The organism is Pseudomonas sp. ML96 (assembly GCF_000761545.1).
In the GTDB taxonomy this organism is placed as follows: Bacteria; Pseudomonadota; Gammaproteobacteria; order Pseudomonadales; family Pseudomonadaceae; genus Aquipseudomonas.
Window position 1 is genome coordinate 127,320 of record NZ_JPMY01000006.1, and the last position, 23,121, is coordinate 150,440.

The 23,121-nt window shown below is 67.0% G+C and carries 22 protein-coding genes and 1 pseudogene; 9 read left to right on the plus strand and 14 right to left on the minus strand.

Features of this window, described 5'->3' with window-relative positions; genetic code table 11:
• Positions 1 to 27 precede the first annotated feature (27 nt).
• Positions 28 to 1,224, minus strand: coding sequence for a class I SAM-dependent rRNA methyltransferase (locus IP89_RS04585; RefSeq protein WP_043308004.1), 1,197 nt, complete (start codon positions 1,222 to 1,224; stop codon positions 28 to 30).
• Between the two features lie 47 nt (positions 1,225 to 1,271).
• Entirely contained in the window at positions 1,272 to 1,811 is a 540-nt protein-coding gene (locus IP89_RS04590; protein ID WP_043308005.1) for a type 1 glutamine amidotransferase domain-containing protein, read from the minus strand.
• A gap of 137 nt (positions 1,812 to 1,948) precedes the next feature.
• Between IP89_RS04590 and IP89_RS04595 the strand changes: the two genes are divergently transcribed.
• The 5 genes from IP89_RS04595 to IP89_RS04615 all read left to right on the plus strand — a co-directional run bounded on the left by IP89_RS04595 (position 1,949) and on the right by IP89_RS04615 (position 6,666).
• Positions 1,949 to 2,815 carry an HDOD domain-containing protein gene (locus IP89_RS04595; protein WP_043308006.1) on the plus strand — a complete coding sequence of 289 codons (867 nt, stop codon included), beginning with the start codon at positions 1,949 to 1,951 and terminating at the stop codon, positions 2,813 to 2,815.
• 57 nt (positions 2,816 to 2,872) lie between these two features.
• Positions 2,873 to 3,685 carry a bifunctional DNA-formamidopyrimidine glycosylase/DNA-(apurinic or apyrimidinic site) lyase gene (gene mutM, locus IP89_RS04600; protein ID WP_043308007.1) on the plus strand — a complete coding sequence of 271 codons (813 nt, stop codon included), beginning with the start codon at positions 2,873 to 2,875 and terminating at the stop codon, positions 3,683 to 3,685.
• 45 nt (positions 3,686 to 3,730) lie between these two features.
• A complete protein-coding gene (locus IP89_RS04605) occupies positions 3,731 to 4,309 on the plus strand; it encodes a lysophospholipid acyltransferase family protein (RefSeq protein ID WP_043308008.1) in 579 nt (192 codons plus the stop codon).
• An 83-nt stretch (positions 4,310 to 4,392) separates the two neighbouring features.
• Positions 4,393 to 4,731, plus strand: coding sequence for a hypothetical protein (locus IP89_RS04610; RefSeq protein ID WP_043308009.1), 339 nt, complete (start codon positions 4,393 to 4,395; stop codon positions 4,729 to 4,731).
• A gap of 93 nt (positions 4,732 to 4,824) precedes the next feature.
• A complete protein-coding gene (locus IP89_RS04615) occupies positions 4,825 to 6,666 on the plus strand; it encodes a Na/Pi cotransporter family protein (protein ID WP_043308010.1) in 1,842 nt (613 codons plus the stop codon).
• A 1-nt stretch (position 6,667) separates the two neighbouring features.
• On the opposite strand, the gene ggt is transcribed toward IP89_RS04615, so the two are convergent.
• The 7 genes from ggt to IP89_RS04650 form a co-directional block, all read right to left on the minus strand.
• Positions 6,668 to 8,347 carry a gamma-glutamyltransferase gene (ggt, locus tag IP89_RS04620; RefSeq protein ID WP_043308011.1) on the minus strand — a complete coding sequence of 560 codons (1,680 nt, stop codon included), beginning with the start codon at positions 8,345 to 8,347 and terminating at the stop codon, positions 6,668 to 6,670.
• Positions 8,348 to 8,408: 61 nt separating this feature from the next.
• Entirely contained in the window at positions 8,409 to 8,660 is a 252-nt protein-coding gene (locus tag IP89_RS04625) for a YfhL family 4Fe-4S dicluster ferredoxin (protein ID WP_043308012.1), read from the minus strand.
• Positions 8,661 to 8,784: 124 nt separating this feature from the next.
• On the minus strand, positions 8,785 to 9,264 hold the full coding sequence (coaD, locus tag IP89_RS04630) for a pantetheine-phosphate adenylyltransferase (RefSeq protein ID WP_043308013.1): 480 nt from the start codon (positions 9,262 to 9,264) through the stop codon (positions 8,785 to 8,787).
• A gap of 67 nt (positions 9,265 to 9,331) precedes the next feature.
• The gene (locus IP89_RS04635) at positions 9,332 to 9,703 is read right to left on the minus strand and encodes a hypothetical protein (protein ID WP_043308014.1); all 372 of its coding nucleotides are present in this window, start codon (positions 9,701 to 9,703) and stop codon (positions 9,332 to 9,334) included.
• A gap of 3 nt (positions 9,704 to 9,706) precedes the next feature.
• Positions 9,707 to 11,299, minus strand: coding sequence for a GMC family oxidoreductase (locus IP89_RS04640; RefSeq protein WP_043308015.1), 1,593 nt, complete (start codon positions 11,297 to 11,299; stop codon positions 9,707 to 9,709).
• A gap of 47 nt (positions 11,300 to 11,346) precedes the next feature.
• On the minus strand, positions 11,347 to 11,892 hold the full coding sequence (locus IP89_RS04645; RefSeq protein WP_043308016.1) for a hypothetical protein: 546 nt from the start codon (positions 11,890 to 11,892) through the stop codon (positions 11,347 to 11,349).
• Between the two features lie 9 nt (positions 11,893 to 11,901).
• A complete protein-coding gene (locus IP89_RS04650; protein WP_043308017.1) occupies positions 11,902 to 13,332 on the minus strand; it encodes a coniferyl aldehyde dehydrogenase in 1,431 nt (476 codons plus the stop codon).
• A gap of 140 nt (positions 13,333 to 13,472) precedes the next feature.
• Between IP89_RS04650 and IP89_RS04655 the strand changes: the two genes are divergently transcribed.
• The gene (locus tag IP89_RS04655; protein WP_043308018.1) at positions 13,473 to 14,132 is read left to right on the plus strand and encodes a TetR/AcrR family transcriptional regulator; all 660 of its coding nucleotides are present in this window, start codon (positions 13,473 to 13,475) and stop codon (positions 14,130 to 14,132) included.
• Here IP89_RS04655 and IP89_RS04660 read toward each other — a convergent pair.
• The 5 genes and pseudogenes from IP89_RS04660 to IP89_RS04680 all read right to left on the minus strand — a co-directional run.
• Complete coding sequence (locus IP89_RS04660) at positions 14,129 to 15,118, minus strand: hydrolase (protein ID WP_043308019.1); 990 nt, start codon at positions 15,116 to 15,118, stop codon at positions 14,129 to 14,131. The two genes, IP89_RS04655 and IP89_RS04660, sit on opposite strands and share 4 nt — an antisense overlap.
• Before the next feature lie 61 nt (positions 15,119 to 15,179).
• Entirely contained in the window at positions 15,180 to 16,334 is a 1,155-nt protein-coding gene (locus IP89_RS04665; protein WP_043308020.1) for a nucleotide sugar dehydrogenase, read from the minus strand.
• Between the two features lie 101 nt (positions 16,335 to 16,435).
• Positions 16,436 to 17,029 carry a 16S rRNA (guanine(966)-N(2))-methyltransferase RsmD gene (rsmD, locus tag IP89_RS04670; protein ID WP_043308021.1) on the minus strand — a complete coding sequence of 198 codons (594 nt, stop codon included), beginning with the start codon at positions 17,027 to 17,029 and terminating at the stop codon, positions 16,436 to 16,438.
• Positions 17,029 to 18,507 carry a pitrilysin family protein gene (locus IP89_RS04675; protein WP_043308022.1) on the minus strand — a complete coding sequence of 493 codons (1,479 nt, stop codon included), beginning with the start codon at positions 18,505 to 18,507 and terminating at the stop codon, positions 17,029 to 17,031. The genes rsmD and IP89_RS04675 overlap by 1 nt, the downstream gene beginning before the upstream one ends.
• Positions 18,503 to 19,868 (minus strand): annotated as a pseudogene (locus IP89_RS04680) (M16 family metallopeptidase); the annotation flags it as partial. The gene IP89_RS04675 and the pseudogene IP89_RS04680, both read right to left, overlap by 5 nt.
• A 127-nt stretch (positions 19,869 to 19,995) precedes the next feature.
• Here IP89_RS04680 and ftsY point away from each other — a divergent pair.
• Genes ftsY through ftsX form a run of 3 tightly spaced genes read left to right on the plus strand, consistent with a single transcriptional unit; the run spans position 19,996 to position 23,077 of the window.
• A complete protein-coding gene (gene ftsY, locus IP89_RS04685) occupies positions 19,996 to 21,402 on the plus strand; it encodes a signal recognition particle-docking protein FtsY (protein ID WP_043308024.1) in 1,407 nt (468 codons plus the stop codon).
• The gene (gene ftsE, locus IP89_RS04690; protein ID WP_043308025.1) at positions 21,399 to 22,067 is read left to right on the plus strand and encodes a cell division ATP-binding protein FtsE; all 669 of its coding nucleotides are present in this window, start codon (positions 21,399 to 21,401) and stop codon (positions 22,065 to 22,067) included. The genes ftsY and ftsE overlap by 4 nt, the downstream gene beginning before the upstream one ends.
• Positions 22,067 to 23,077, plus strand: a complete 1,011-nt coding sequence (gene ftsX / locus IP89_RS04695; protein ID WP_043308026.1) for a permease-like cell division protein FtsX — start codon at positions 22,067 to 22,069, stop codon at positions 23,075 to 23,077. The genes ftsE and ftsX overlap by 1 nt, the downstream gene beginning before the upstream one ends.
• The last annotated feature ends 44 nt before the right edge of the window (positions 23,078 to 23,121 follow it).

The window sequence follows — 23,121 nt, forward strand, 5'->3', positions numbered from 1 at the left end:
CGCAGGTGCGAGCGGGGCTTTTGCTGCTCAGCTGTTGGGCAGCAGGCGTACGGTCAGGCTCTTGATGTAGCGGGTCTCGGCGATGGCCGGGTGTACCGGGTGGTCCGGGCCCTGGGCGCCGCGTTCGAGCAGCTGGATGTTGCGGTCCAGGTGGCGGGCGCTGGTCAGCAGGATGTTCTGCAGGTTGTCTTCTTCCAGGTGCATGGAGCAGCTGGCGCTGACCAGGATGCCGTCCTTGTTGAGCATGCGCATGGCGGTCTCGTTGAGACGGCGGTAGGCAGCCTCGCCGTTCTTGATGTCCTTCTTGCGCTTGATGAAGGCGGGCGGGTCGGCAACGATCACGTCGAAGCGCTCCTCGGCGGACTTCAGTTCCTTGAGCGCGGCGAACACGTCGCCTTCCACGCAGGTGACCTTCTCGGCCACGCCGTTGAGGGTGGCGTTGCGCTCCACGCCGTCCAGAGCGAAGCCGGAGGCGTCGACGCAGAACACTTCGCTGGCGCCGAAGGCCGCGGCCTGCACGCCCCAGCCGCCGATGTAGCTGAACAGGTCGAGCACGCGCTTGCCATTCACATAGGGCGCCAGGCGCGCGCGGTTCATGCGGTGGTCGTAGAACCAGCCGGTCTTCTGCCCTTCCAGCACCGGCGCCTGGAACTTCACGCCGTTCTCTTCCAGGTCGACCCACTCCGGCACCACACCGAAGGCGGTGTCGACGTAGCGCTCCAGGCCCTCGGCGTCACGCGCGGCGGAGTCGTTCTTGAACAGGATGCCGCGCGGCTTGAGGACCTGGACCAGGGCTTCGATCACCGCGTCCTTGGCGCGCTCCATGGAGGCGGAGGCCAGCTGCACCACCAAGTGATCGCCGAAGCGGTCGACCACCAGGCCAGGGAGCAGGTCGGAGTCGCCGTAGACCAGGCGGTAGAACGGCTTGTCGAACAGGCGCTCGCGCAGGCTCAGGGCCACGTTGAGGCGGTGCACCAGCAGCGACTTGTCGAGCACATGCTTGACGTCACGCGACAGCAGGCGGGCGCAGATCAGGTTGTTCGGGCTCATCGCCACGATGCCCAGCGGCTTGCCGCCGGCGGCTTCCAGTACGGCCTGGTCGCCCGGCTGGAACTGGTGCAGCGGAGTAGCCGCCACATCTATCTCGTTGCTGTAGACCCACAGATGGCCGGCGCGCAGGCGACGATCGGCATTGGGCTTGAGGCGCAGGGCGGGCAGGGTCATGGGGACGCTCCGGAAAAAAGAGCGCGATTATACCCTGCCCGCATTCATCAGGCCGCCAGCGACTCCAGCAATGCCTGATTGAAGGCCGGCAGGTCGTCGGGTTTGCGACTGCTGATCAGGTTGCCGTCGCGTACCACGGCCTGGTCCTGCCAGTCGCCACCGGCGTTGCGGATGTCATCCTGCAGTGACGGCCAACTGGTGATGGCCTTGCCCTTGACCAGTCCGGCCGAGACCAGCAGCCAGGCGCCATGACAGATCACGGCGATCGGCTTGCCGGATTTCTCGGCAGCCTGCACCAGGGTGCGGGCGGCATCGTTGGTGCGGATGGTGTCGGAGTTCATCACGCCACCGGGCAGGACGATGGCGTCGTAATTCTCGACCTGGGCGGTGTCGAAGGTGCCATCGACCGTGAAGCTGTCGCCCGGCTGGTCGTGGTGCCAGCCGCGCACCTGGCCCTCCTTGGCGGACAGCACTTCGGCGCGGGCGCCGGCCTGTTCCAGGGCCTTCTTCGGCTCGGTCATCTCGACCTGCTCGAAACCGTCGGTCACCAGCAGGGCGACACGTTTGCCTTTCAGAGACAGTGACATGGCGAATTTCCTCGTCTGTGTGGGTGTCCCTGTTCCGACCGGGCGGGTTCGGAAAAGATCAGACAAAAGGTTTAGCCTCCTCAGCGCATTCTCTCGGTTAGACTGTAGGCTCGTTCACATTTTTCCAGCCCGTCGTTATGGCCCACGAACTCTCCGCCGAACAGATCCAGCAGGTGCTGCAGGGCATCAGCGTACCGCCGCAACCCCAGATCATGGTCGATCTGCAGATGGAGCAGTTCCTGCCCAATCCGGACCTGAAGACCATCGCCAAGCTGATCAGCCAGGACCCCGGGCTCTCCGGTGCGCTGCTGAAAATCGTCAACTCGCCGCACTTCGGCCTGGCCAACCGCATCGCCTCGATCCAGCAGGCGGTCAACCTGCTCGGCTGCAATACGGTGATCAACCTGATCAACGCGCAGTCGATCCGCGGCGAGCTGACCGACGAGGCCATCGTCACCCTCAACCGTTTCTGGGACAGCGCCCAGGACGTGGCCATGACCTGCCTGACCCTCGCCAAGCGCATCGGCTATCAGTCGCCGGACGAGGCCTACACCCTGGGCCTGTTCCACAACTGCGGCATCCCGCTGATGCTCAAGCGCTTCCCCAACTACATGACGGTGCTGGAGGAGGCCTACTACAACGCCAACAGCGAACGTCGTGTGGTGGACACCGAGAACCGCCTGCTCAACACCAACCATGCGGTGGTCGGCTACTTCACCGCCAAGTCGTGGAACCTGCCGCTGCACCTGTGCGAGGCCATCGCCAGCCACCACAACGCGCTGTCCTTCTTCGAGGAGGATTCCGGGCGCGATGCGCAGCTGAAGACGCTGATGGCGATCCTCAAGATGGCCGAGCACATCTGCGCCAGCTACAAGGTGCTGGGCAACCAGGAGCGCGACCACGAGTGGGAGTGCATTCAGACCCAGGTGCTGGAGTACGTGGGCCTGTCGGAATACGACTTCGAGAACCTGCGCGAGTCGATCCGCGAGCTGGGCCCGGGCTGATTCCCCGCCCGCCACCTTCCTGCTAGGGTGGCCGCATCCGCAGTATCCGAGCCCGTCATGCCCGAACTACCCGAAGTCGAAACCACCCGCCGCGGTATCGCGCCTCACCTCGAAGGTCAGCGCGTCAGCCGCGTGGTGGTGCGCGAGCGCCGCCTGCGCTGGCCGATCCCCGAAGACCTCGACGTGCGCCTGTCCGGCCAGCGCATCGAGTGCGTCGAGCGGCGCGCCAAGTACCTGCTGATCAAGGCCGAGAGTGGCACGCTGATCGGCCACCTGGGCATGTCCGGCAACCTGCGCCTGGTGCCGGTGGGCGCGCCGGTGGCCAAGCACGAGCATGTCGACATCGAACTGGAGTCGGGTCTGGCGCTGCGCTACACCGACCCACGGCGCTTCGGCGCGCTGCTGTGGAGCAACGATCCGCTCAATCACGAGTTGCTGCTCAAACTGGGCCCGGAGCCACTGACCGATCTTTTCGATGGTGAGCGTCTGTACCAGCTGTCGCGCGGTCGTTCGATGGCGGTCAAGCCGTTCATCATGGACAACGCGGTGGTGGTGGGCGTGGGCAACATCTACGCGACCGAGGCGCTGTTCGCCGCCGGCATCGACCCGCGCCGCGAGGCCGGCTCGATCTCCCGCGCGCGCTATGTGGCGCTGGTCGTGGAGATCAAGCGTATTCTGGCCCATGCCATCGAGCGTGGCGGCACCACCTTGCGCGACTTCATCGGTGGCGACGGCCAGCCGGGCTATTTCCAGCAGGAGCTGTTTGCCTACGGGCGTGGCGGCGAGTTCTGCAAGAACTGCGGCAGCACGCTGCGCGAGGTGAAGTTGGGCCAGCGCGCCAGCGTCTACTGCCCCAAGTGCCAGCGCTGAGCGCGGCCTATCCGCACTGCCGAGAACAATAACAAGAGGTCAAAGATGTCCGGCAATTACCTGCCGCCCAACCCGTTCGCCGAATGGGTCGGGCGTAGCGCCCTGCGCCTGATGGGTTGGCGCATCGAGGGCGAGCTGCCCAGGCTCGACAAGTTCGTCGCCATCGGCGCCCATCACACTTCCAACTGGGACTTCGTGATCTTCATCGCGCTGAAGTTCGTCCTGCGCCTGAACGCCCGCTGGTTCGGCAAGCACGGCATCTTCCGCTGGCCCTTCGGCGCTCTGATGCGTAGCTGGGGCGGTATTCCGATCCAGCGTCACCTCAGCCTGAACATGGTGGAGCAGGCGATCCAGGGCTTTCACGACAACCGCGAGTTCATCCTGGTGCTGTCGCCGGAGGGCACGCGCAAGCGGGTGGAGCGCTGGAGGATGGGCTTCTACCATATCGCTGTCGGTGCGGGCGTGCCTATCGTTCCGGGGGCGCTGGACTTCGCCAACCGCCGCGTGGTGATCGGCCAGCCGTTTCAGCCGACCGGCGATGCCGAGGCCGATATGCGCGTGTTGCTGGCCTTTTTCCGACCCTATCCGCCGAAGAAACCGGAATACGCGTTCCACGGCGATTGACGGCGTTCACGCTGACAATTGCGCGAGCGCTGTTATAGTTAGCCGTAACGCTCTGCCATAACTACACAATGAAGGACCGCGCCATGAATCTGTTTCGCACCACCGCCGCTGTCTTGGCTCTGACCACTGGCCTGCTGGCACTGCCTGCGCAGGCAGAGGTGGTACAGCAGAACGCCAGTGGCGATCCTGCATATGCACTAGAGGCTCCTAAGGGCTACGCAATGGCTGGTGACCTGATTATCGCCCGTCCGCTGTTGATCGCCGGCACTATCATCGGTGCCGGTCTGTTCCTGGTCAGCCTGCCGTTCACCGCCGCTGGCGGTAACGTCAAGGAAGCTGGCCAGGCTCTGGTGGTCGAGCCGGGCATGGCTGCCTTCGTGCGCTGCCTGGGCTGCACCGAGAGCGGCTACAAGAAGGACTGATTTCCGGTCCCTGGCGAAAGGCCCCCGGCATGCGAGTGCCGGGGGCCTTTTCGTTTGCGGCTAGTATTGGCGGCAGGGCGAGGGGGAAGGGATATGAAGCGCTATGCGCGTGCGCTCCTGCTGGTGGTGTTGGCGGGAGGTCTGGGTTGGTCGTTCTGGAATAGCGCTGGCTGGCTGCAGCTGTGCGCCGGTCTGGCGCTGTTCCTGTTCGGCATGCAGTGCCTGGAGGAGGGGCTGCGCCAGTTGGCCGGGGGCAAGCTGGAGCAGCTGCTCGGGCGCAGCACGGCCACGCCGGGCAAGGCCATGCTGTTCGGCGTCGGTGGCACCATGCTGCTGCAGTCCAGTACCCTGGTCTCGCTGCTCACCATCGCCTTCATCAGCACCGGGCTGATCCAGCTGGCCGGTGGCATCGCCATCCTGTTCGGCGCCAACCTCGGCGCCACCAGCGGTATCTGGCTGCTCGCGTTGGCCGGGCAGAATCTCAGCCTCAGCCCGTTGGCCCTGCCGCTGCTGGTGTTCGGTGTGCTGGCCGGTTTCCTCGGGGCGAAGAGCAAGGCCGCCGGGCGCATAGTGCTGGGCATCGCCTTCATCTTCTTCGGCATCGACCAGATCAAGGAGGGTTTTTCCAGCCTTGGTGGCGACATGGATATGGCCGGCTACCAGGCCGAGGGACTGGCCGGGCAGCTGCTGTTCACCCTGATTGGCCTGATCGGCACCGTGGTTCTGCAGTCCAGCCACGCGACGCTGATGCTGACCCTGGCGGCCCTGGCCGGTGGCCAGCTGGAGCTGGGGCAGAGCCTGGCCATCGCCATCGGCTCCAACGTCGGCAGCAGCGTCAGTACGGCTGTGGTCGGCTCGCTCGGCGGCAACCGCAGTGGTCAGCGCCTGGCCCTGGCTCATGTGCTGTTCAACGTGGTCACCGCCACTCTGGCCTTCGTGCTGCTTGCGCCGCTGACCTGGCTGGTGCTGTGGCTGGCCGGCCTGGTCGGCCTGGGTGACAACAGTCTGATTCAGCTGGCGCTGTTCCACAGCCTGTTCAATGCCTTCGGCGTACTGCTGTTCTGGCCCTGGCAGGGGCGCCTGGCCGCGTTATTGCTGCGCTGGCTGCCGGAGCCGGCCGAACCGCAGGTGCTGATCACCGATCTGGCCGTGCCCGGTGCGCAGGAGGTCGCGCGTACCCGCGCGCGCTACCTCAACGACCAGGCGCTGGACTCGGTGGACGCCGCCGCCAGCGCGGTGATGCGCGAGCTGCGTCACCTGGGGCGGTTGAGCCTGGAAGTAATCTGCCATGCCCTGTACCTGCCGGTGGACCAGCTGGCCCAGGCGCATGGCGACGAGGCGTTGCTGCAGGCACGGCCGGGTGAGCATGCCCTGGACGCCGAGGCGCTCTACCAGCGCCACATCAAGGGCGTGTATGGCGACCTGTTGAGCTTCATGGGGCGCCTGGAGCTGCCGCTGGATGAGGCTCACCGCGAGTTCTGGCTGGCCTGCCAGCTGGCCGCGTTGCAACTGGTCGATGCAGTGAAGGATGCCAAACACCTGCAGAAGAACCTCGGCCAGCAGCTGCGCGGCGAGCCTTCCACCGTGCGCGACACCTATGTCGAGCTGCGCCGCCACCTGCTGTTGCTGCTGCATGAGCTGTACGAACTGGTGCGAGCGCAAGAGCTGAGCGACGAGGTTTGGAGCGCGCGCCTGCAACTACTCGACGAGCAGGCGGCGGAGTTCGACCGGGCCTATCGCGAGCGGCTGTTCGCCATGGTTCGCCAGGGCCAGCTGGACGGCCTGCAGACCAGCTCGCTGATGAACGACCTGGGCTACGTCGGGCGCATCTTCCAGGGCCTGCGCAATGTCCTGCGGTTGGCCGATGAGCAGGGGCCGCTGCATGGCCTGCGCGAGGTCGAGATCGAGGGCGCCTCGCCGATCATCCTCGACTAGTTCAGTCCCTGCGCAGCAGCTCGGCGCGGCCCACGCCGCGCGGGTCGCTGGCGGCTTCCACCTGGCCATCGGTCTTGCGCCACAGCAGTACCTGCTGGTTGCCGTAGTTGCGCTCGACCCGCTGCAGCCGGTGGCCGCGCATCTCTAGGCTGTTCAACTGGCTGGGGCTGAAGGCGTCGGCCTCGTACTCGATCACATCCGGCAGGTACTGGTGGTGGTAGCGCGGCGTGGCCGGCCACTGTTGCACCGGCTTGCCGTCCAGGTAATCGAGCACGGCCAGCAGCACCATGCTGGGGATGCGGCTGCCGCCCGGCGTGCCGAAGCTGGCCAGTTCCTTGTCGCTTTCGATGAAGGTCGGGCTCATCGACGATAGCGGTCGCTTGCCCGGCGCGATGGCGTTGGCCTGGCTGCCGGAAAGGCCATAGGCGTTGCTGCCACGCGGGTCGGCGGCGAAGTCGTCCATCTCGTTGTTGAGTAGCACGCCGGTGCCGGGCACGGTGAAGGCGGCGCCGAACGGTAGGTTGATCGACAGAGTGGCGGCCACCGCGTTGCCCTCGGCATCGAGCACGGTGAAGTGGGTGGTGTGATCGCCCTCGCGCCAGGCCGTGGCCGGCGGCAGGCTGCTGCTGGGCGTAGCGTTCTGCAGGGCAATGCTCTCGGCCAGACCCTTCAGGTAGCCGGGTGCGAGCAGTTGCTGCACGGGGTTGCGCACCTGATCCGGGTCGCCGAGCAGGCCGCGGTCGCGATAGGCGCGTCGCAGCACCTCGACCACGTAATGGCTGCGCTGCACCGCGCCGGCCTTCTGCCAGGGCAGCTGCTGCAGCATCAGCAGGCTCTGCGCCAGGGCCACGCCACCGGCCGAGGGCGGCGGCGCGGCGATCAGCTCGCGGCCGCCGTCGAGGCTGATGCGTAGCGGCTGGCGTTCGACCACCCGGTAGTCGCGCAGGTCGCGCGCGCTCCACACACCGCCTGCGGCAGTGACGCCCTCCAGCAACAGGCGCGCCGTCTCGCCTTCGTAGAAGCCGGCCTGACCGTCGCGAGCCAGGCGCTCCAGGGTACGGGCCAGCGCCGGTTGGCGCAGCAGGCCGAACTCGGCGGGTACTCGGTTCTGCTCGAGGAAGATGGCGGCGCTGGTCGGGTCCTGCTGCAGCGCCTGCAGGCGCCATTCGGCGCGCTCGCGGTAGACCCGGTCGATGCCCACGCCGTCGCGCGCCAGGCGGATGGCCGGGGTCAGCGAATCACTCAGTGGCAGCTTGCCGTAGTGCTTGGCCAGATGGACCAGGCCTGCCGGCAGGCCGGGGATGGCCGCGGCCAGGGGGCCGTTGAGCGACAGCTCGCGCTGCACCGTGCCGTTGCGCCGGTACAGGTCGGGGCCGGCGGCCTGGGGCGCGCGCTCGCGGGCGTCGATGAAGCGATAGGTCGGTTTCTCTCCCGCTTGTCGCAGCAGGAAGAAGCCACCGCCGCCGATGCCCGAGCCATAGGGTTCGGCCACTGCCAAGGCGGCGGCCATGGCCACGGCGGCATCGAAGGCGTTGCCGCCGAGAGCCAGGGTTTCCAGGCCGGCGACGGTGGCGGCGGGGTGGGCGCTGGCGACGGCGGCCTGCTGGGGCAGTGTGGTTGCGGCCTGCACGCCGCTGGCGCAGACCAGCAGCAGGCTGGCGAGGAGGGTCTTGCGGAGCATTGGGGCGATCCGTGCGGGGCAGGCCCTACAGCCTAGCGAAGATCGACCGGCAGCGGGGGAATCAGGCCTTGCCGGTGATGCGCTGGTACTTTTCCATCAGCTGATCCTTGCTCTCGACATTGGCGTCGTCGAGGGGGATGCAGTCTACCGGGCAGACCTGTTGGCACTGCGGTTCGTCGTAATGGCCGACGCATTCGGTGCACAGGTTGGGGTCGATCACGTAGATCTCCTCGCCCTGGGAAATCGCGGCGTTGGGGCACTCGGGTTCGCAGACGTCGCAGTTGATGCAGTCGTCGGTGATTTTCAGGGACATCGGGCAACTCCTGCCAGGCCCGGCGGGCATGGCACTTTCAGGCATTCAATGGGCGAATTGTGCCGGATTGACGGCCTTCGCGCCACGCGCGGGCGACCGGAGTCACCCGCCGTGTCGCTTCGACTCAGCGTTTGAAGCGCTCGGCCAGGGCGTCGGCCACTGCCGGATGGACGAACTTGCTGATGTCGCCGCCCAGCGCCGCGATCTCGCGTACCAGGGTCGAAGAGATGAAGGAGTACTTCTCTGACGGGGTGAGGAACATGCTCTCCACGTCCGGCGCCAGCTGGCGGTTCATGTTGGCCAGCTGGAATTCGTACTCGAAGTCCGACACCGCGCGCAGGCCGCGCAGGAACACGTTGGCGTTCTGTTCCTTGACGAAGTGCGCGAGCAGGGTGGAGAAGCCCACCACCTCGACGTTAGGCAGGTGCTTGGTGACCTCGCGGGCGAGCTCGACACGTTGCTCCAGGGGGAACAGCGGGTTCTTCTTCGGGCTGGCGGCCACCGCGATGATCACGGTGTCGAACAGGCGCGAGGCGCGTTCGATCAGGTCGCCATGACCCTTGGTGATGGGGTCGAAGGTGCCCGGGTACAACACTCGATTCATCGTCTCGTCCTGCTCGGAGCGGTAAGAGTCGCGGATGGTAGCGCAGCGCTTCCCCGGCGGAAAAGCCTCAGGCCGTGCGCAGGTGCAGCACCATGGCCGGCAGCAGGCAGGCCAGGGCCACCCAGTCGGCTACCGCGACGCGGCGCAAAGCCTCGTTGTAGAGCGGCGCGCTCCAGGCCAGCAGAAGGAAGCTGACCACGCTGATCAACCCGCCAAGCAGGGCCAGAGTGCGCAGCCCCGGGATGAACGCGGCGGCCACCAGCAGGGCGCCGAGCAGGCCGAACAGTACGGCACGGTGGCGCATCAGAATCTGTAGGTTGGGCTCGTCCAGCGCCAGGCCGTAAAGGGAATTTAGCCGCTCGCCGCCGAGCACGCCGGCCAGTGGCAGCAGATGAATGATGCCGGCGACCAGCAGCAGGACGGCGATCAGCTTGCTCATGGCTTACGCCTTCAAGCGCTCGGCGAGCAGGGTTGAGAGCTTGGCGGTGAGGCCATAGATCGACAGCTGCGGGTTGGCGCCGATGCTGGTGGGGAACAGCGAGCCGTCGTGGATCGACAGGTTCTCCAGCTGGTGGTGGCGGCCCAGGCTGTCGGTGACCGCGCTCTTGGCATCCTCGCCCATGGCGCAGCCGCCCATCACGTGGGCGCTGCCCAGGCGGGTCTGGAACAGGCGCAGGTCGAGGCGATCGATCAGCGCTTTGGCCTCGGCCGGCGTCTTCGCGTAGTCGGCCGCGGCGTGCACCGGCAGCACGGCCTTGGCGCCGGCGGCGAACTGGATCTCGGCCATGCTGTGGAAGGCGCGGCGGATGCCGTCCCAGGTGTAGTCGGTCATCTGGTAGTCGAGCACTGGAGTGCCGTCGCCACGCAGCTCCACCGTGCCCTCGGCGCTGTCCGGGTGGAAGCCGTCGCGCATCAGCGCCAGCATCACGTTGGTGTGCGGCAGCTGCTCCATGCGCAGGGCGTTGTCGACGCCGAAGCGGCCGAGCAGGGTGGCGGCCAGGGCTGGTTGCAGCGGCGGTACCTCCAGCTTGTAGGACATGTGCCCGGCGGCGCCGTCGTTCCACTGGAAGTGATCGGAGTACACCGACTGCGGCGCACCGTAGAAGGGATTGATGACCTGCTCGAACTGCGCCGCGGAGAAGTTCACCACGTGCAGGAAGGTGCGCTTGCCGGCGCGCTGGTGCGGGTCCGGCGCCTGCGAGCGCAGCAACAGTGCCGGCGAGTTGATGCCGCCGCCGGCCAACACGTAGTGGCGCGCCTTGACCATGATGCGCCGGCCGTTGGGCGCCACTGCGCGCTCGTCCATGCCCAGGCACTCCAGGCCGCTGACGCGCTCGCCGTCGTGGATCAGGCGTTCGGCGCGGGCCAGATAGAGCAGGGCGCCACCCTTGTCGAGTGCGGCCGGGATGGTGGTGACCAGCATCGACTGCTTGGCGTTGACCGGGCAGCCCATGCCGCAATAACCGAGGTTCCAGCAGCCGCGCACGTTGCGCGGGATGATGTGCCAGGCGTAGCCGAGCTTCTCGCAGCCGTCCTTGATCACCTGGTTGTTGGGGTTCGGCGGAATGGCCCAGGGCATCACGCCCAGGCGCTGTTCCATCTGTTCGAACCAGGGCGCCATTTCGGCGGCGCTGTGGCCCTGTACGCCGTGCGCATCGGCCCAGTGCTGCAGGGTCGGCTCCGGGGTGCGGAAGCTGGAGGTCCAGTTGACCAGGGTGGTACCGCCCACGGCACGGCCCTGCATGATGGTGATGGCGCCATCCTTGCTCATGCGCCCGATGCCTTCCTGGTACAGCTGCGGGTAGGCGTCGGCCTCCTGCATCTTGAAGTCGCTGCTGGTCTTCAGCGGACCTTCCTCGATCAGCAGCACCTTGAAGCCGGCAGCGCTGAGGATCTCGGCGGTTGTACCACCACCGGCGCCGCTGCCGATGATGGCGACATCGGCCTCCAGCAGCAGGTCCTGTTCCAGGCGCGAGCCGTCGTAGGTGGTCCAGCCACGGGCCAGGCCGTCGCGGAAGATATCGGGTACAGGCATGTTCAGGCTCTTTTCTTGTAATTCTGCAAAGGGAGCGGGGCGGACCGTTAGAAAGCAGGCGGGCCGGGATAGCCGCAATGGGCCCAAGATTGTGGTCGGGAATACCAGGACATCAGCACCATCTGCAGCAACGAGGAATGGCCCATGCGCAGCAGGTCCAGCGAGCTGTGTTCCCAGCGGGTGAGGAACTGGCTGACGTCGGCGCTACTGGCGTTTTCCCAGCTGCCCCAGATGCCGGTCAGCGGACCACGGGTGACGCCCATGGCCAGTACGTCGAGCAGTTGCTGGGTGAGCTTGAGCAGCTCCGGCGAGACGTGATGCAGGCTGTGGTCGATGCCCTGCAGGGTGGCGTCTACCGCCGCCTGCATGGTGTCGGGCTGTACCGCGCCCTGCAGCACGGCGGGGATGATGGCGCGCAGGCTGGGCAGGTCGCTGCTGCGCAGCACGGTGAAGCTGGCTGCCGGGCCGGCGGCCGAGCAGCCGCTGAGGCTGGCGGTGACCCCGGCGGTGGCGAGGAACGCCCCGCCGAGCAGGCCGACCTTGAGCAGGCCGCGGCGCGAGAGCTGCGGCGCGGCGTTGGTGAGTTCGCTCATCTGGGCCCCTTAGCGGATGAACAGCTTCTGGATCAGCTTCTGGATCGCCGTGCCGTAAGGAGGGTAGATGACGCGGGCGGCGTTGAAGCGCTGCTTGATCAGCACGCCCTTGGCCTTGCTGAAGGTCAGGAAGCCCTCGTGGCCGTGGTAGTGGCCCATGCCGGAGGGGCCGACGCCGCCGAACGGCATGTCGTCCTGGGCCACGTGCAGCAGAGTGTCGTTGAGGCAGGCGCCGCCGGAGTGGGTCTCGGTCAGCACGCGCTGCTGCTCGGCCTTGTCATAGCCGAAGTAGTACAGCGCCAGCGGGCGCGGGCGGTCGGCGATGTAGGCGAAGGCGTCGTCCAGACGCTGGTAGGGAACTACCGGCAGCAGCGGGCCGAAGATTTCCTCCTGCATCAGCTTCATCTCGTCGGAGACGTTCAGCACCAGGCTGTGGGCCATGCGTCGGCCCTGGTCGGCCGGGAACAGCGGAACGATCTGTGCGCCCTTGCTCTCGGCATCGCTGATGTAGCCCTTGAGGCGGTTCAGCTGGCGCTCGTTGATGATCGCGGTGTAGTCGGCGTTGCCTTCCAGCTTGGGATAGAAACGCTGCACGGCGGCACGGTAGGCGGCGACGAAGCCCTCGACGCGCTCCTGCGGCACCAGCACGTAGTCCGGCGCCACGCAGGTCTGCCCGGCGTTCATGGTCTTGCCGAAGGCGATGCGCTCGGCGGCGTCTTCCAGCGGTACGTCGGCGGAGACGATGGCCGGCGACTTGCCGCCCAGTTCCAGGGTCACCGGCACCAGGTTCTCGGCGGCGGCGCGCATGACGTGCTTGCCGATGCTGGTGGCGCCGGTGAACAGCAGGTGGTCGAACGGCAGCTTGGAGAAGGCCTGGCCGACCTCGGCCTCGCCCAGCACCACGGCAACCTGGTCTTCGGGGAAGACCTTGGCCAGCAGGTCCTTGACCAGCTGCGAGGTGGCTGGGGTCGATTCGCTCATCTTGATCATCACCCGGTTGCCGGCGGCCAGGGCGCCGATCAGCGGGCCGAAGGCCAGGTACAGCGGGTAGTTCCACGGCACGATCACGCCGACCACGCCCAGCGGCTGATACACCACGCGCGCCGAGGCGGGCTGGAAGGCCATGCCGACATGGCGGCGCGAGGGCTTCATCCACTTGCCCAGGCGTTTGCTGGCGTAGTCGATGCCATGCAGGCTGGGCATGATCTCGGCCAGCAGGGTCTCGTTGGCTGCACGGTTGCTGAAGTCGCGGGACACCGCGTCGATCAGCGCCTGCTTCTCGCCGAGGATCAGCTCCCGAAGGGCTTTGAGCCAGGCACGGCGCTGCTCGGCGGACGGCATCGGCTGGGCGCGGTAGGCAGCGCGCTGGGCGGCCAGCAGCGGCTCCAGGGCGTCTATCTGTTGTTGGTTTTGTTGGAGATAGGCTACGTCGGCGACCATGGTGGCGTCCTCGTGGGGAGCGGCGGATTAGGTTGAGTGATTTTTAGAGTAAATGCTCTAAACTGTCAATCGAGGGCTGCGCCGGTCGTCAGCCCGTATGCTTCCCTGTACTTTTGTCACTTTTCGCACCGAGCCGAACCATGGCCCCGAAGAACAAGACCCGCGACCGCATCGTCGAAGCCAGCCTGGAGCTGTTCAATGCCCAGGGCGAGCGCAGCGTCACCACCAACCACATCGCCGCGCACCTGGGCATGTCGCCGGGCAACCTGTATTACCACTTCCGCAACAAGCAGGTGATCATTGCCGAGCTGTTCGCCGAGTACGAAAGCCGGGTCGACGCCTTTCTCCGCCCACCAGAAGGGCGCGCGCTGACGGTGGCGGACAAGACCTTCTATCTGGAGGCGCTGCTGGCGGCCATGTGGCACTACCGCTTCCTGCACCGCGACCTTGAGCATCTTCTGGAAACCGACTCCGAGCTGGCCGAGCGCTACCGCGCCTTCGCCCATCGCTGCCTGCAAGGTGCGTCGAACATCTACCAGGGCTTCGTCGACGCCGGCATCCTGATCATGAGTCCGGCGCAGATCGAGGCGCTGACCCTCAACAGCTGGATCATCCTCACCTCATGGGTGCGTTTCCTCTGCACCGTGCGCAGCAACCCCGGCGACCTCAGCGAGGAGCTGATGCGTCGCGGCATCTACCAGGTGCTGGCGCTGGAAGGGGGATATGCCACCGAGGTCGCGCGGCCGGAAGTGGAAGCGCTGTACCAGCGCCTCCACGTACCGCTGGAACGGATCTTCTAGCGCTCCGCACCGGCCAGCCAGGCCGGGATGCGTCGCTCCAGATAGAACTCCGGCCGGCGCGGCGAGCCGCCGACGAAGCCGACATGCCCGCCACGGGTGTGCAGTTCCAGCTGGGTGCTGGCCGACAGTTCCTGGCTCAGCGGCACGCTGTGCGGGAAGACGAAGGGATCGTCGCTGGACTGGATGATCAGGGTCGGCGTGGCGATGCGCTCCAGGTAATAGCGGCTGGAGGCACGGCGGTAGTAGTCGTCGGCATCGGCGTAGCCGTGCAGCGGCGCGGTGAAGCGGCCGTCGAAATCCCAGAAGGTGCGCATGCCCTCCAGCGGGCCGAGCTGCTGCAGCGCCGCCAGGCGCTCGTGATGACCCTCGTCGGTGAAGCGCTGCTGCTTGTCACGCACATAGGCCACCAGCTCGCGCATAAAGTGGGCCTGGTAGACCTTGGAGAAGCCGCGGTCGATACGCTCGGCGCAGTGGTCCAGGCGGAACGGCACCGACACTGCCACCGCGCCCTGCAGGCCCGATTCGTTACCCGACTCGCCGAGATACTTGAGCAGCACATTGCCGCCCAGCGAGTAACCCACGGCATACAGCGGCGCCAGCGGCCGCTGCGCCTGCAGATGGCGGACCACGCTGACCACGTCCTCGCTGACCCCGGAGTGGTAGCCGCGCGGCAGCAGGTTGGGCTCGCCCGAGCAGCCTCGCCAGTTCAGCGCCACGCTGGCCCAGCCTCGTGCGGCCAGCTGCTGCTGCAGGCCGAGCACATAGTGCGAGCTGGAGGAACCGGTCAGCCCATGCAGCACCAGCACCAGCGGCGCTGTGGCCTCGTGTGGGCCGTGCCAGTCGAGGTCGAGAAAATCGCCGTCCTCCAGCCACAGGCGCTCACGCTGGCGTTGCAGTGGCGGCGGGGTGCGGCACAGCGAGCCGAACAGGGTCTGCAGGTGTGGGCTGGGCAGCCACCAGGCGGGGGAGAAGGTCGGTGCGGACATCGGTACGGCTCGGAGCGGAAACGCTCCCAGCTTAAGGCTCGGGCGCGGCGACGAGAAGCCTTCAGTCGCGGCCGAACAGGTCGCGGCTGTAGACCTTGGCGGCCACGTCGGCCAGGGCTTCGTTCATCCGGTTGCTCAAGATCACATCGGCCACGGCCTTGAACTGCGCCAGATCGTCCAGCACGCGGCCCTCGATGCCGTGCTCCGCGGGCAGGCCCGGCTCGTAGACCACCAGCTCCACGCCGCTGGCGGCCAGGCGGCGCATGATGCAAAGGATGCTGGAGGCGCGGAAGTTGTCCGAGCCGCTCTTCATGATCAGCCGGTAGATGCCAACCACGCGCGGCCGGCGTTTGAGGATCTCGCCGGCGATGAAGTCCTTGCGCGTGGTGTTCGAGGCGACGATGGCGTGAATCAGGTTCTGCGGCACGTCGCGGTAGTTGGCCAGCAACTGCTGGGTGTCCTTGGGCAGGCAATAGCCGCCGTAGCCGAACGACGGGTTGTTGTAGTGGCTGCCGATGCGCGCATCGAGGCCGACACCTTCGATGATCTGCCGGCTGTCCAGGCCATGGCTGGCGGCGTAGGTGTCGAGCTCGTTGAAGATGGCCAGGTAGGCATTGGCGAACAGCTTGATCGCCTCCGCCTCGGTCGAGCCGGTGAGCAGGATCGGCACGCTGGGCTCGACCGCGCATTCCTTGAGCAGCTCGGCGAACACCTGCGCGCGCGGCGAGCGCTCACCGACCACGATGCGGCTCGGGTGCAGGGTGTCGTAGAGGGCGCGGCCTTCACGCAGGAACTCGGGGGAGAAGATCAGCTGCTCGCAGTTCAGGCGCTGGCGGGTCTTCTCGGTGTAGCCGACCGGTATCGTCGACTTGATCACCAGCACGGCGCGCGGATTGATCGCCATCGCCTCGATGATCACGCTCTCGATGGCCTGGGTGTTGAAGTGGTGGGTCTGCGGGTCGTAGTCGGAGGGCGTGGCGATCAGCACGTAGTCCGTGCCCTCGTAGGCGTCGCGGCTGTCGAGGGTGGCGCGCAGGTTGAGCGTCCTGCTCGCCAGGTATTCCTCGGCCTCGGGGTCGGCCACCGGCGCCTGCCGGCGGTTGAGCTGCTCGACCCGGCTGGCGTCGATGTCCAGCGCCACTACCTCATGCTGCTGGGCGAGCAGCACGGCATTCGACAGCCCCACGTAACCCAGCCCGGCAACGGCGATCTTCATGCGGCGTCCCTTTCGTTAGCGCGGTGTTGAGCACCGGCTTTCGCAGGGAGGATGCCGGCTGCAGATTGCAGCCGTGTTGCGGTGTGCCTAGGGCTGCGGGATCAGCCGCGCTGCCACAGCGAGTAGTAGACCTGGCCGGCCTTCTGCTCGCGGTGCAGGCGCCAGTTGCCGGGCATGGCCAGGGTCGAGGGTGCGGTTTCGCTTTCGGTGTAGATCCAGGCGTCCTTGGCCAGCCAGCCTTTTTCTTCCAGCAGCAGGCAGGCCGGGGCCAGCAGGTCCTGGCCGAACGGCGGGTCGAGGAACACCAGGTCGTAAGGTGTGGCCGGCTGGTTTTCCAGGTGCTGCAGGGCGTTGGTCTGCAGCAACTGGCCGTTGCTGCATTTCAGCGTGGTGAGGATCTGCCGCAGGCTGGCGATGGCGTTGCTGTTGCTGTCCAGGGCCAGCGCGCTGCTGGCGCCGCGCGACAGGGCCTCGAGGAACAGCGCGCCACTGCCGGTGAAGCAGTCCAGCACATGGGCGCCCTCGACGTAGGGCGCCAGCCAGTTGAACAGCGTCTCGCGCACGCGGTTGGGCGTCGGGCGCAGGCCGTGGGCCATCGGGAAGCTGAACTGGCGACTGCGCCACTCGCCACCGATGATGCGCAGCTGGCCGCTGCCATTGTGCTCGGTGGGTTTCTTGCTTGGGGGCTTGCGCATCAGTGCTCCGGCGGGCCGGCGGGTTGCTCGGCCGGTTTGTCGGTGGGCGGTGGCAGTGGCTTCTGCTCAACCGTGGGGCCGGCAGTGACGATCACCAGCTTGTTCAGGTCCAGGTGCTTGGCCATGGCAGCCTTGACCTGCTCGACGCTCAGGCCCTGGACCTCGCTCATGAAGTCGTCGAGGTAGGTCAGCGGCAGGTCGTAGAAGCCCATGGCGCCGAGCTGGCCGACGATGTCGGCGTTGCTCGCGGTGCTCAGCGGGAAGCTGCCGACCATCTCGCGCTTGGCGTCGTCCAGTTCCTTCTGCGTCGGGCCGTTGGCCAGGTAGTCACGGAGGATGTCCTGTACCAGCTTGAGGGTGCCCTCACTCTGCTCGGCGCGGGTCTGCAGGCTGATCATGAACGGACCGCGCGCCTGCATGGCGCTAAAGCCGGAGTAGACGCCGTAGGTCAGGCCGCGCTTCTCGCGTACTTCTTCCATCAGGCGGGTGCCGAAGCCGCCGCCGCCGAGGATCTGGTTGCCCAGGGTCAGCGCGGCGTAGTCCGGTTCGCGACGGTCGATGCCGAGCTGGGCCAGCATCAGGTGGGTTTGTTTGGATGGGAACTCGATATGGCTAGGGCCGGCCTTGGGTTCCTCGGGCTGGGCGATGGGCGGCAGCGCCGGACCCTTGGGCAGTGCCGCGGAGACTTCGGCGGCCATGGCCTCGGCCTCGGCGCGGCTGAGGTCGCCGACCAGGGCGATCACCGCGTTGCCGGCGGCATAAGCCTTGGCGTGGAAGGCGCGCAGCTGGGCGCTGCTGATGGCCGGGATCGACTGCTCGCTGCCCTCGCTCGGATGGGCATAGGGATGCTGGCCGTACAGGCGCTCGAACAGCTGCAGACCAGCCAGCTTGCCGGGGTTCTGCTTCTGGTACTCGAAGCCGGCCAGCAGCTGGTTCTTGATCCGCGCCAGCGAGTCCTCGGGGAAGCTCGGCTGGCCGACCACCTGTTCGAACAGCTTGAGTGCTGGCACGCGTTGCTCGGCAGCGCTCAGGCTGCGCAGGCTGGCCACCGCCATGTCGCGGTAGGCGCCGTTGCCGAAGTCCGCGCCGAGGCTCTCGAAGCCTTCGGCGATGGCGGTGACGTCCTTGCCGGCCACGCCCTCGTTGAGCATGGCGTTGGTCAGGGTGGCCAGGCCGGCCACGCCCTCGTCGCGGCTGCTGCCGGCGGCGAAGGTCAGGCGCAGGTCGAACATCGGCAGCTGGCGCGCCTCGACGAACAGCACGCGGGCGCCTTCGGCGGTCTGCCACTGCTGGATGTCCAGGGTGCGCTTGCTTGGCGCCTTGCCTTCGAGGGTGGCCAGCGACTCCAGTTGAGTCGAGGGCGCTGGGGTGTAGGTTGGCGCCTGCGCAGTGCGCGTGGCGATGAATGTCAGCAGGCCGACCAGCAGGATCAGGCCGAGGCCGAGCAGGCCGTAACGCAGACCGTTGCGCTCGCTCATGGCTGGACTCCTTGTTGGGCTTGCTCAGGCAGGATATGGGCGACCGACAGGCGGGTGCGAGTGAAGAAGGTCTGCGCGGCCTTCTGGATATCGGCCGGGGTCACGGCCTCCAGGGCGGCGAGGTCCTGGTCCATCAGCTGCCAGGACAGGCCGACGGTCTCCAGCGAGCCGATGGTGGTGGCCTGGCTGGTGATCGAGTCGCGCTCGTAGACCAGCCCGGCGATCACCTGGGCGCGTACGCGGGCCAGTTCTTCGGCGCTTGGCGGGGTCTGCTTGAGGTCGTCGAGCTGGCGCCACAGGCCGGCTTCGACCTGTTCCAGGGTCTTGCCCTTCTGCACATTGGGCATGGCCGAGAGGGTGAACAGACTGTCGCCACGGTTGAAGGCGTCGTAGCTGGCCGAGGCGCCGGACACCAGTTCCTCGCCACGCTCCAGGCGCGACGGCAGGCGCGCGCTGTAGCCGCCGTCGAGCAGCGCGGAGATCAGACGCAGGGCATGCACCTGGCGGGCGTCGGCGCTGGTGGCGATGCCGGGGACGTTGAAGGCCATCATCAGGCTCGGCAGCTGGGTCTTCACGTGCAGGGTGATGCGTCGCTCGCCGGGCTCGGCCAGCTCGCGCGGGATCTTCGCCGGCGGCACTTCACGGCGCGGGATGGCGCCGAAGTAGTGCTGGGCCAGGCTCTGCACCTCGTCCTTGGTGACGTCGCCGACCACCACCAGGGTGGCGTTGTTCGGCGCGTACCAGGCCTGGTACCAGTGGCGCAGCTCCTCGACGGTCATGCGGTCGAGGTCGGCCATCCAGCCGATGGTCGGGGTGTGGTAGCCGCTGGCCGGGTAGGCCATGGCTTTGAAGCGTTCGTAGGCCAGCGAGGCCGGCTTGTCGTCGGTGCGCAGGCGGCGTTCTTCCTTGATTACCTCGATCTCGCGGGCGAACTCGTCGGCCGGCAACTTGAGGCTGGCCAGGCGGTCGGCTTCCAGTTCGAAGGCCACGGCCAGGCGGTCACGCGACAGCACCTGGTAGTAGGCGGTGTAGTCGTCGCTGGTGAAGGCATTCTCCTCGGCGCCGATGTCGCGCAGGATGCGCGAGGCTTCGCCGGGGCCGAGCTTGCGGCTGCCCTTGAACATCATGTGTTCGAGGGCGTGGGACAGGCCGGTCTGGCCGGGCGTCTCGTAGCTGGAGCCGACCTTGTACCAGAGCTGGGAGACCACCACCGGGGCACGATGATCCTCGCGGACGATGACCTTGAGGCCGTTGTCCAGCTGGAATTCGTGGGTCGGTTGCGGTTCTGCGGCCAGGGCCGGCAGGGGGGTGAGGAGGGTTGCGAGGAGCAGGCCGGCGCAGCGGCGGGCGAGTCGTGTCATAGGGGCTCTTGACCTGTCGGGCGGCCCGGGCGGTCGTACCGCCGGCGGGCGAAGAGGTGCTAGGATACCGCATCCTTTTCCGGGGCGGCGCGGCGATCCGTGCGGCTCCCCTGAGATCAAGCGACCCATGTTTGGTTCCCAAGACGACAAGCCATCGCCGGAGCAACCCGGCGAGAAGAAATCCCTGTTCGGCTGGCTGCGCAAGAAGCCGCAGGAGCCCCAGGCTACTCCCGAATCCGCCCAGCCCGAGCCGGCCGCACCCGTAGCCCCGGTCGAGGCCGAGGCGCCCGCCAGCCCGACACCTGCCGTCGAGCCGGTCAGCGCCCCAGTAGTCGCTGAGCCGAGCGTCGAGCAACCGCCTGTCGCCGAAGTTGCTGCCCCCGCGCCTGCCGTGGAGCAACCCGCGGTCGAGCCGGTGGCCGAGGCCCTGCCGCCAGCAGAAGAGCCGAAGCCGGCCTTCTCGCGTTTCCGTATCAATGCCGGCGATCAGGTCAGCCACCCGGTGCACGAACAGCCGGTGCAGGTTGAAATTCAGCCCGAGCCGCAGCCGGTGGTCGAAGCCGCGCCCGTTCAGGTCGAGCAGAGCAAGCCCGGTGACAACCAGGGCGGCTGGTTCGCCCGCCTCAAGCAGAGCCTGTCGAAGACCAGCGCCAGCCTGGGCGAGGGTATGGCCAGCCTGTTCCTCGGCAAGAAGGCCATCGACGACGACCTGCTCGAAGAACTGGAAACCCGCCTGCTGACCGCCGACGTCGGCGTCGAGGCGACCGGCGTGATCATCGGCAGCCTGACCAAGCGCGTGGCGCGCAAGGAGCTGGCCGACAGCGAGGCGCTGTACAAGGCACTGCAGGAAGAGCTGGGTGGCTTGCTCAAGCCGGTTGAGCAGCCGCTGATGGTCAATGCCGAGAAGCAGCCCTACGTGATCCTGGTGGTCGGCGTGAACGGCGTCGGCAAGACCACCACCATCGGCAAGCTGGCCAAGAAACTGCAGAGCGAGGGCAAGAAGGTCATGCTCGCCGCCGGCGACACCTTCCGCGCCGCCGCTGTCGAGCAGCTGCAGGTGTGGGGCGAGCGCAACCAGATCGCGGTGATCGCCCAGCACACCGGCGCCGATTCCGCTTCGGTGATCTTCGATGCGGTGCAGGCCGCCAAGGCCCGTGGCGTCGATGTGCTGATCGCCGACACCGCCGGCCGCCTGCACACCAAGGACAACCTGATGGAGGAACTGAAGAAGGTCCGTCGGGTCATTGGCAAACTGGATGAAACCGCGCCCCACGAGGTGCTGCTGGTGCTGGACGCCGGCACCGGGCAGAACGCGATCAACCAGACCAAGCAGTTCAACCAGGCCGTGGCCCTCACCGGGCTGGCGCTGACCAAGCTGGACGGCACCGCCAAGGGTGGGGTGATTTTCGCCCTGGCCAAGCAGTTCGGCCTGCCGATCCGCTACATCGGTGTCGGCGAGGGCATCGACGATCTGCGCACCTTCGTCGCCGCGGACTTCGTCCAGGCACTCTTTGCTGAGAAGGAACAGGGATGATTCGATTCGAGCAGGTCGGCAAGCGCTACGCCAACGGCCATGTCGGGTTGCACGAACTGAGCTTTGGCGTGCGCCGCGGCGAGTTCCTCTTCGTCACCGGCCACTCCGGTGCGGGCAAGTCCACCCTGCTGCGCCTGCTGCTGGCGATGGAACGGCCGACCAGCGGCAAGCTGCTGCTGGCGGGCCAGGACCTGTCGCAGATCACCACCGCACAGATTCCCTTCCTGCGCCGGCAGATCGGCGTGGTGTTCCAGAACCACCAGCTGCTGTTCGATCGCACGGTGTTCGACAACGTCGCCCTGCCGCTGCAGATTCTCGGCCTGTCCAAGCCGGACATCGCCAAGCGGGTCGGCGCGGCGCTGGAGCGCGTGTCGCTGTCCGACAAGGCCGAGCAATCGCCGGCGGACCTGTCCACCGGTCAGCAGCAGCGTGTCGGCATCGCCCGCGCCGTTGTGCATCGCCCGGCCCTGCTGCTGGCGGACGAACCTACCGGTAACCTCGACCCGCGCCTGGCCGCCGAGATCATGGGCGTGTTCGAGGACATCAACCGCCTCGGCACCACCGTGCTGATCGCCAGCCATGACCTGGCCCTGATCGCGCGCATGCGCCACCGCATGCTGACCCTGCAGCGCGGCCGACTGATCGGCGACGGGGAGGCCAGCTGATGAGCGACACTCAACGCAATATCAAGGCCGCCGAACGCGTCGGCGCCGTGCAGAGCAAGGCCGACAAGCCGATCAAGCAGGGCCCGGACTTCTCCACCCTGTTCGCCGCCTGGGTCGAGAGCCATCGCGCCAGCCTGGTTGACAGCCTCGGCCGCCTGGTCGGCCAGCCGATCGGCAGCTTCTTCACTTGCCTGGTGATGGCCGTGGCGCTGTCGCTGCCCATGGGCCTGGCCCTGCTGCTGGACAACGTCGAGCGCCTAGGCGGCTCCTGGCAGAAGGCTGCGCAGATTTCCCTGTACCTGAAAGTCGAGGCTGGTGACGACGCCGGCCTGCAACTGCGCGACGAAGTCGCCGGCATGGACGATGTGGCCGAAGCCGAGTTCATCGGTCGCGAGGCCGGCCTGGCCGCGTTCGAGCAGCAGTCCGGCCTTGGCCAGGCCCTGCGCGATCTGCCGGACAACCCGCTGCCGGCGGTGGTGGTGGTCACGCCTAAGGAGATCGACAAGGCGCGTCTGGAGGCCTTGCGCCAACGCCTGTCCGAGATGCCGGGTGTCGACCAGGCGCAGCTCGACCTGCAGTGGGTGGAGCGCCTGGGCGCCATCCTCGGCCTGGGCGATCGCTTTGTCTTCGGCCTGACCCTGCTGCTGGTGATGGCGCTGCTGCTGGTGATCGGCAACACCATTCGTCTGCACATCGAGAACCGTCGCAGCGAGATCGAGGTGATCAAGCTGGTCGGCGGTACCGACGGCTACGTGCGCCGCCCCTTCCTCTATATGGGTGCGCTCTATGGCCTGGGTGCCGGCTTGCTGTCCTGGGGGCTGCTGGCGTTCGGCCTGGACTGGCTGAACGACGCCGTGGTGCGCCTGGCCGGCCTGTATGGCAGCGACTTCGCCCTGGTCGGCGTGCCGGCCGCCGATGGTCTGTCACTGCTGTTGGGCGCGGTTTTCCTCGGTTATATTGGCGCCTGGCTTGCGGTAGCCCGCCATCTGAGCGAGCTCGCACCAAAGTAACAGTTGTGTTTTTGTATCGATCCCTGGCTAGCTGTACGGGAACT

Coding starts and splice junctions, on each gene's coding strand:
- IP89_RS04585 (WP_043308004.1), bottom strand. CDS start 1,224: ATGACCCTGCCCGCCCTGCGCCTCAAGCCCAATGCCGATCGTCGCCTG.
- IP89_RS04590 (WP_043308005.1), bottom strand. CDS start 1,811: ATGTCACTGTCTCTGAAAGGCAAACGTGTCGCCCTGCTGGTGACCGAC.
- IP89_RS04595 (WP_043308006.1), top strand. CDS start 1,949: ATGGCCCACGAACTCTCCGCCGAACAGATCCAGCAGGTGCTGCAGGGC.
- mutM (WP_043308007.1), top strand. CDS start 2,873: ATGCCCGAACTACCCGAAGTCGAAACCACCCGCCGCGGTATCGCGCCT.
- IP89_RS04605 (WP_043308008.1), top strand. CDS start 3,731: ATGTCCGGCAATTACCTGCCGCCCAACCCGTTCGCCGAATGGGTCGGG.
- IP89_RS04610 (WP_043308009.1), top strand. CDS start 4,393: ATGAATCTGTTTCGCACCACCGCCGCTGTCTTGGCTCTGACCACTGGC.
- IP89_RS04615 (WP_043308010.1), top strand. CDS start 4,825: ATGAAGCGCTATGCGCGTGCGCTCCTGCTGGTGGTGTTGGCGGGAGGT.
- ggt (WP_043308011.1), bottom strand. CDS start 8,347: ATGCTCCGCAAGACCCTCCTCGCCAGCCTGCTGCTGGTCTGCGCCAGC.
- IP89_RS04625 (WP_043308012.1), bottom strand. CDS start 8,660: ATGTCCCTGAAAATCACCGACGACTGCATCAACTGCGACGTCTGCGAA.
- coaD (WP_043308013.1), bottom strand. CDS start 9,264: ATGAATCGAGTGTTGTACCCGGGCACCTTCGACCCCATCACCAAGGGT.
- IP89_RS04635 (WP_043308014.1), bottom strand. CDS start 9,703: ATGAGCAAGCTGATCGCCGTCCTGCTGCTGGTCGCCGGCATCATTCAT.
- IP89_RS04640 (WP_043308015.1), bottom strand. CDS start 11,299: ATGCCTGTACCCGATATCTTCCGCGACGGCCTGGCCCGTGGCTGGACC.
- IP89_RS04645 (WP_043308016.1), bottom strand. CDS start 11,892: ATGAGCGAACTCACCAACGCCGCGCCGCAGCTCTCGCGCCGCGGCCTG.
- IP89_RS04650 (WP_043308017.1), bottom strand. CDS start 13,332: ATGGTCGCCGACGTAGCCTATCTCCAACAAAACCAACAACAGATAGAC.
- IP89_RS04655 (WP_043308018.1), top strand. CDS start 13,473: ATGGCCCCGAAGAACAAGACCCGCGACCGCATCGTCGAAGCCAGCCTG.
- IP89_RS04660 (WP_043308019.1), bottom strand. CDS start 15,118: ATGTCCGCACCGACCTTCTCCCCCGCCTGGTGGCTGCCCAGCCCACAC.
- IP89_RS04665 (WP_043308020.1), bottom strand. CDS start 16,334: ATGAAGATCGCCGTTGCCGGGCTGGGTTACGTGGGGCTGTCGAATGCC.
- rsmD (WP_043308021.1), bottom strand. CDS start 17,029: ATGCGCAAGCCCCCAAGCAAGAAACCCACCGAGCACAATGGCAGCGGC.
- IP89_RS04675 (WP_043308022.1), bottom strand. CDS start 18,507: ATGAGCGAGCGCAACGGTCTGCGTTACGGCCTGCTCGGCCTCGGCCTG.
- ftsY (WP_043308024.1), top strand. CDS start 19,996: ATGTTTGGTTCCCAAGACGACAAGCCATCGCCGGAGCAACCCGGCGAG.
- ftsE (WP_043308025.1), top strand. CDS start 21,399: ATGATTCGATTCGAGCAGGTCGGCAAGCGCTACGCCAACGGCCATGTC.
- ftsX (WP_043308026.1), top strand. CDS start 22,067: ATGAGCGACACTCAACGCAATATCAAGGCCGCCGAACGCGTCGGCGCC.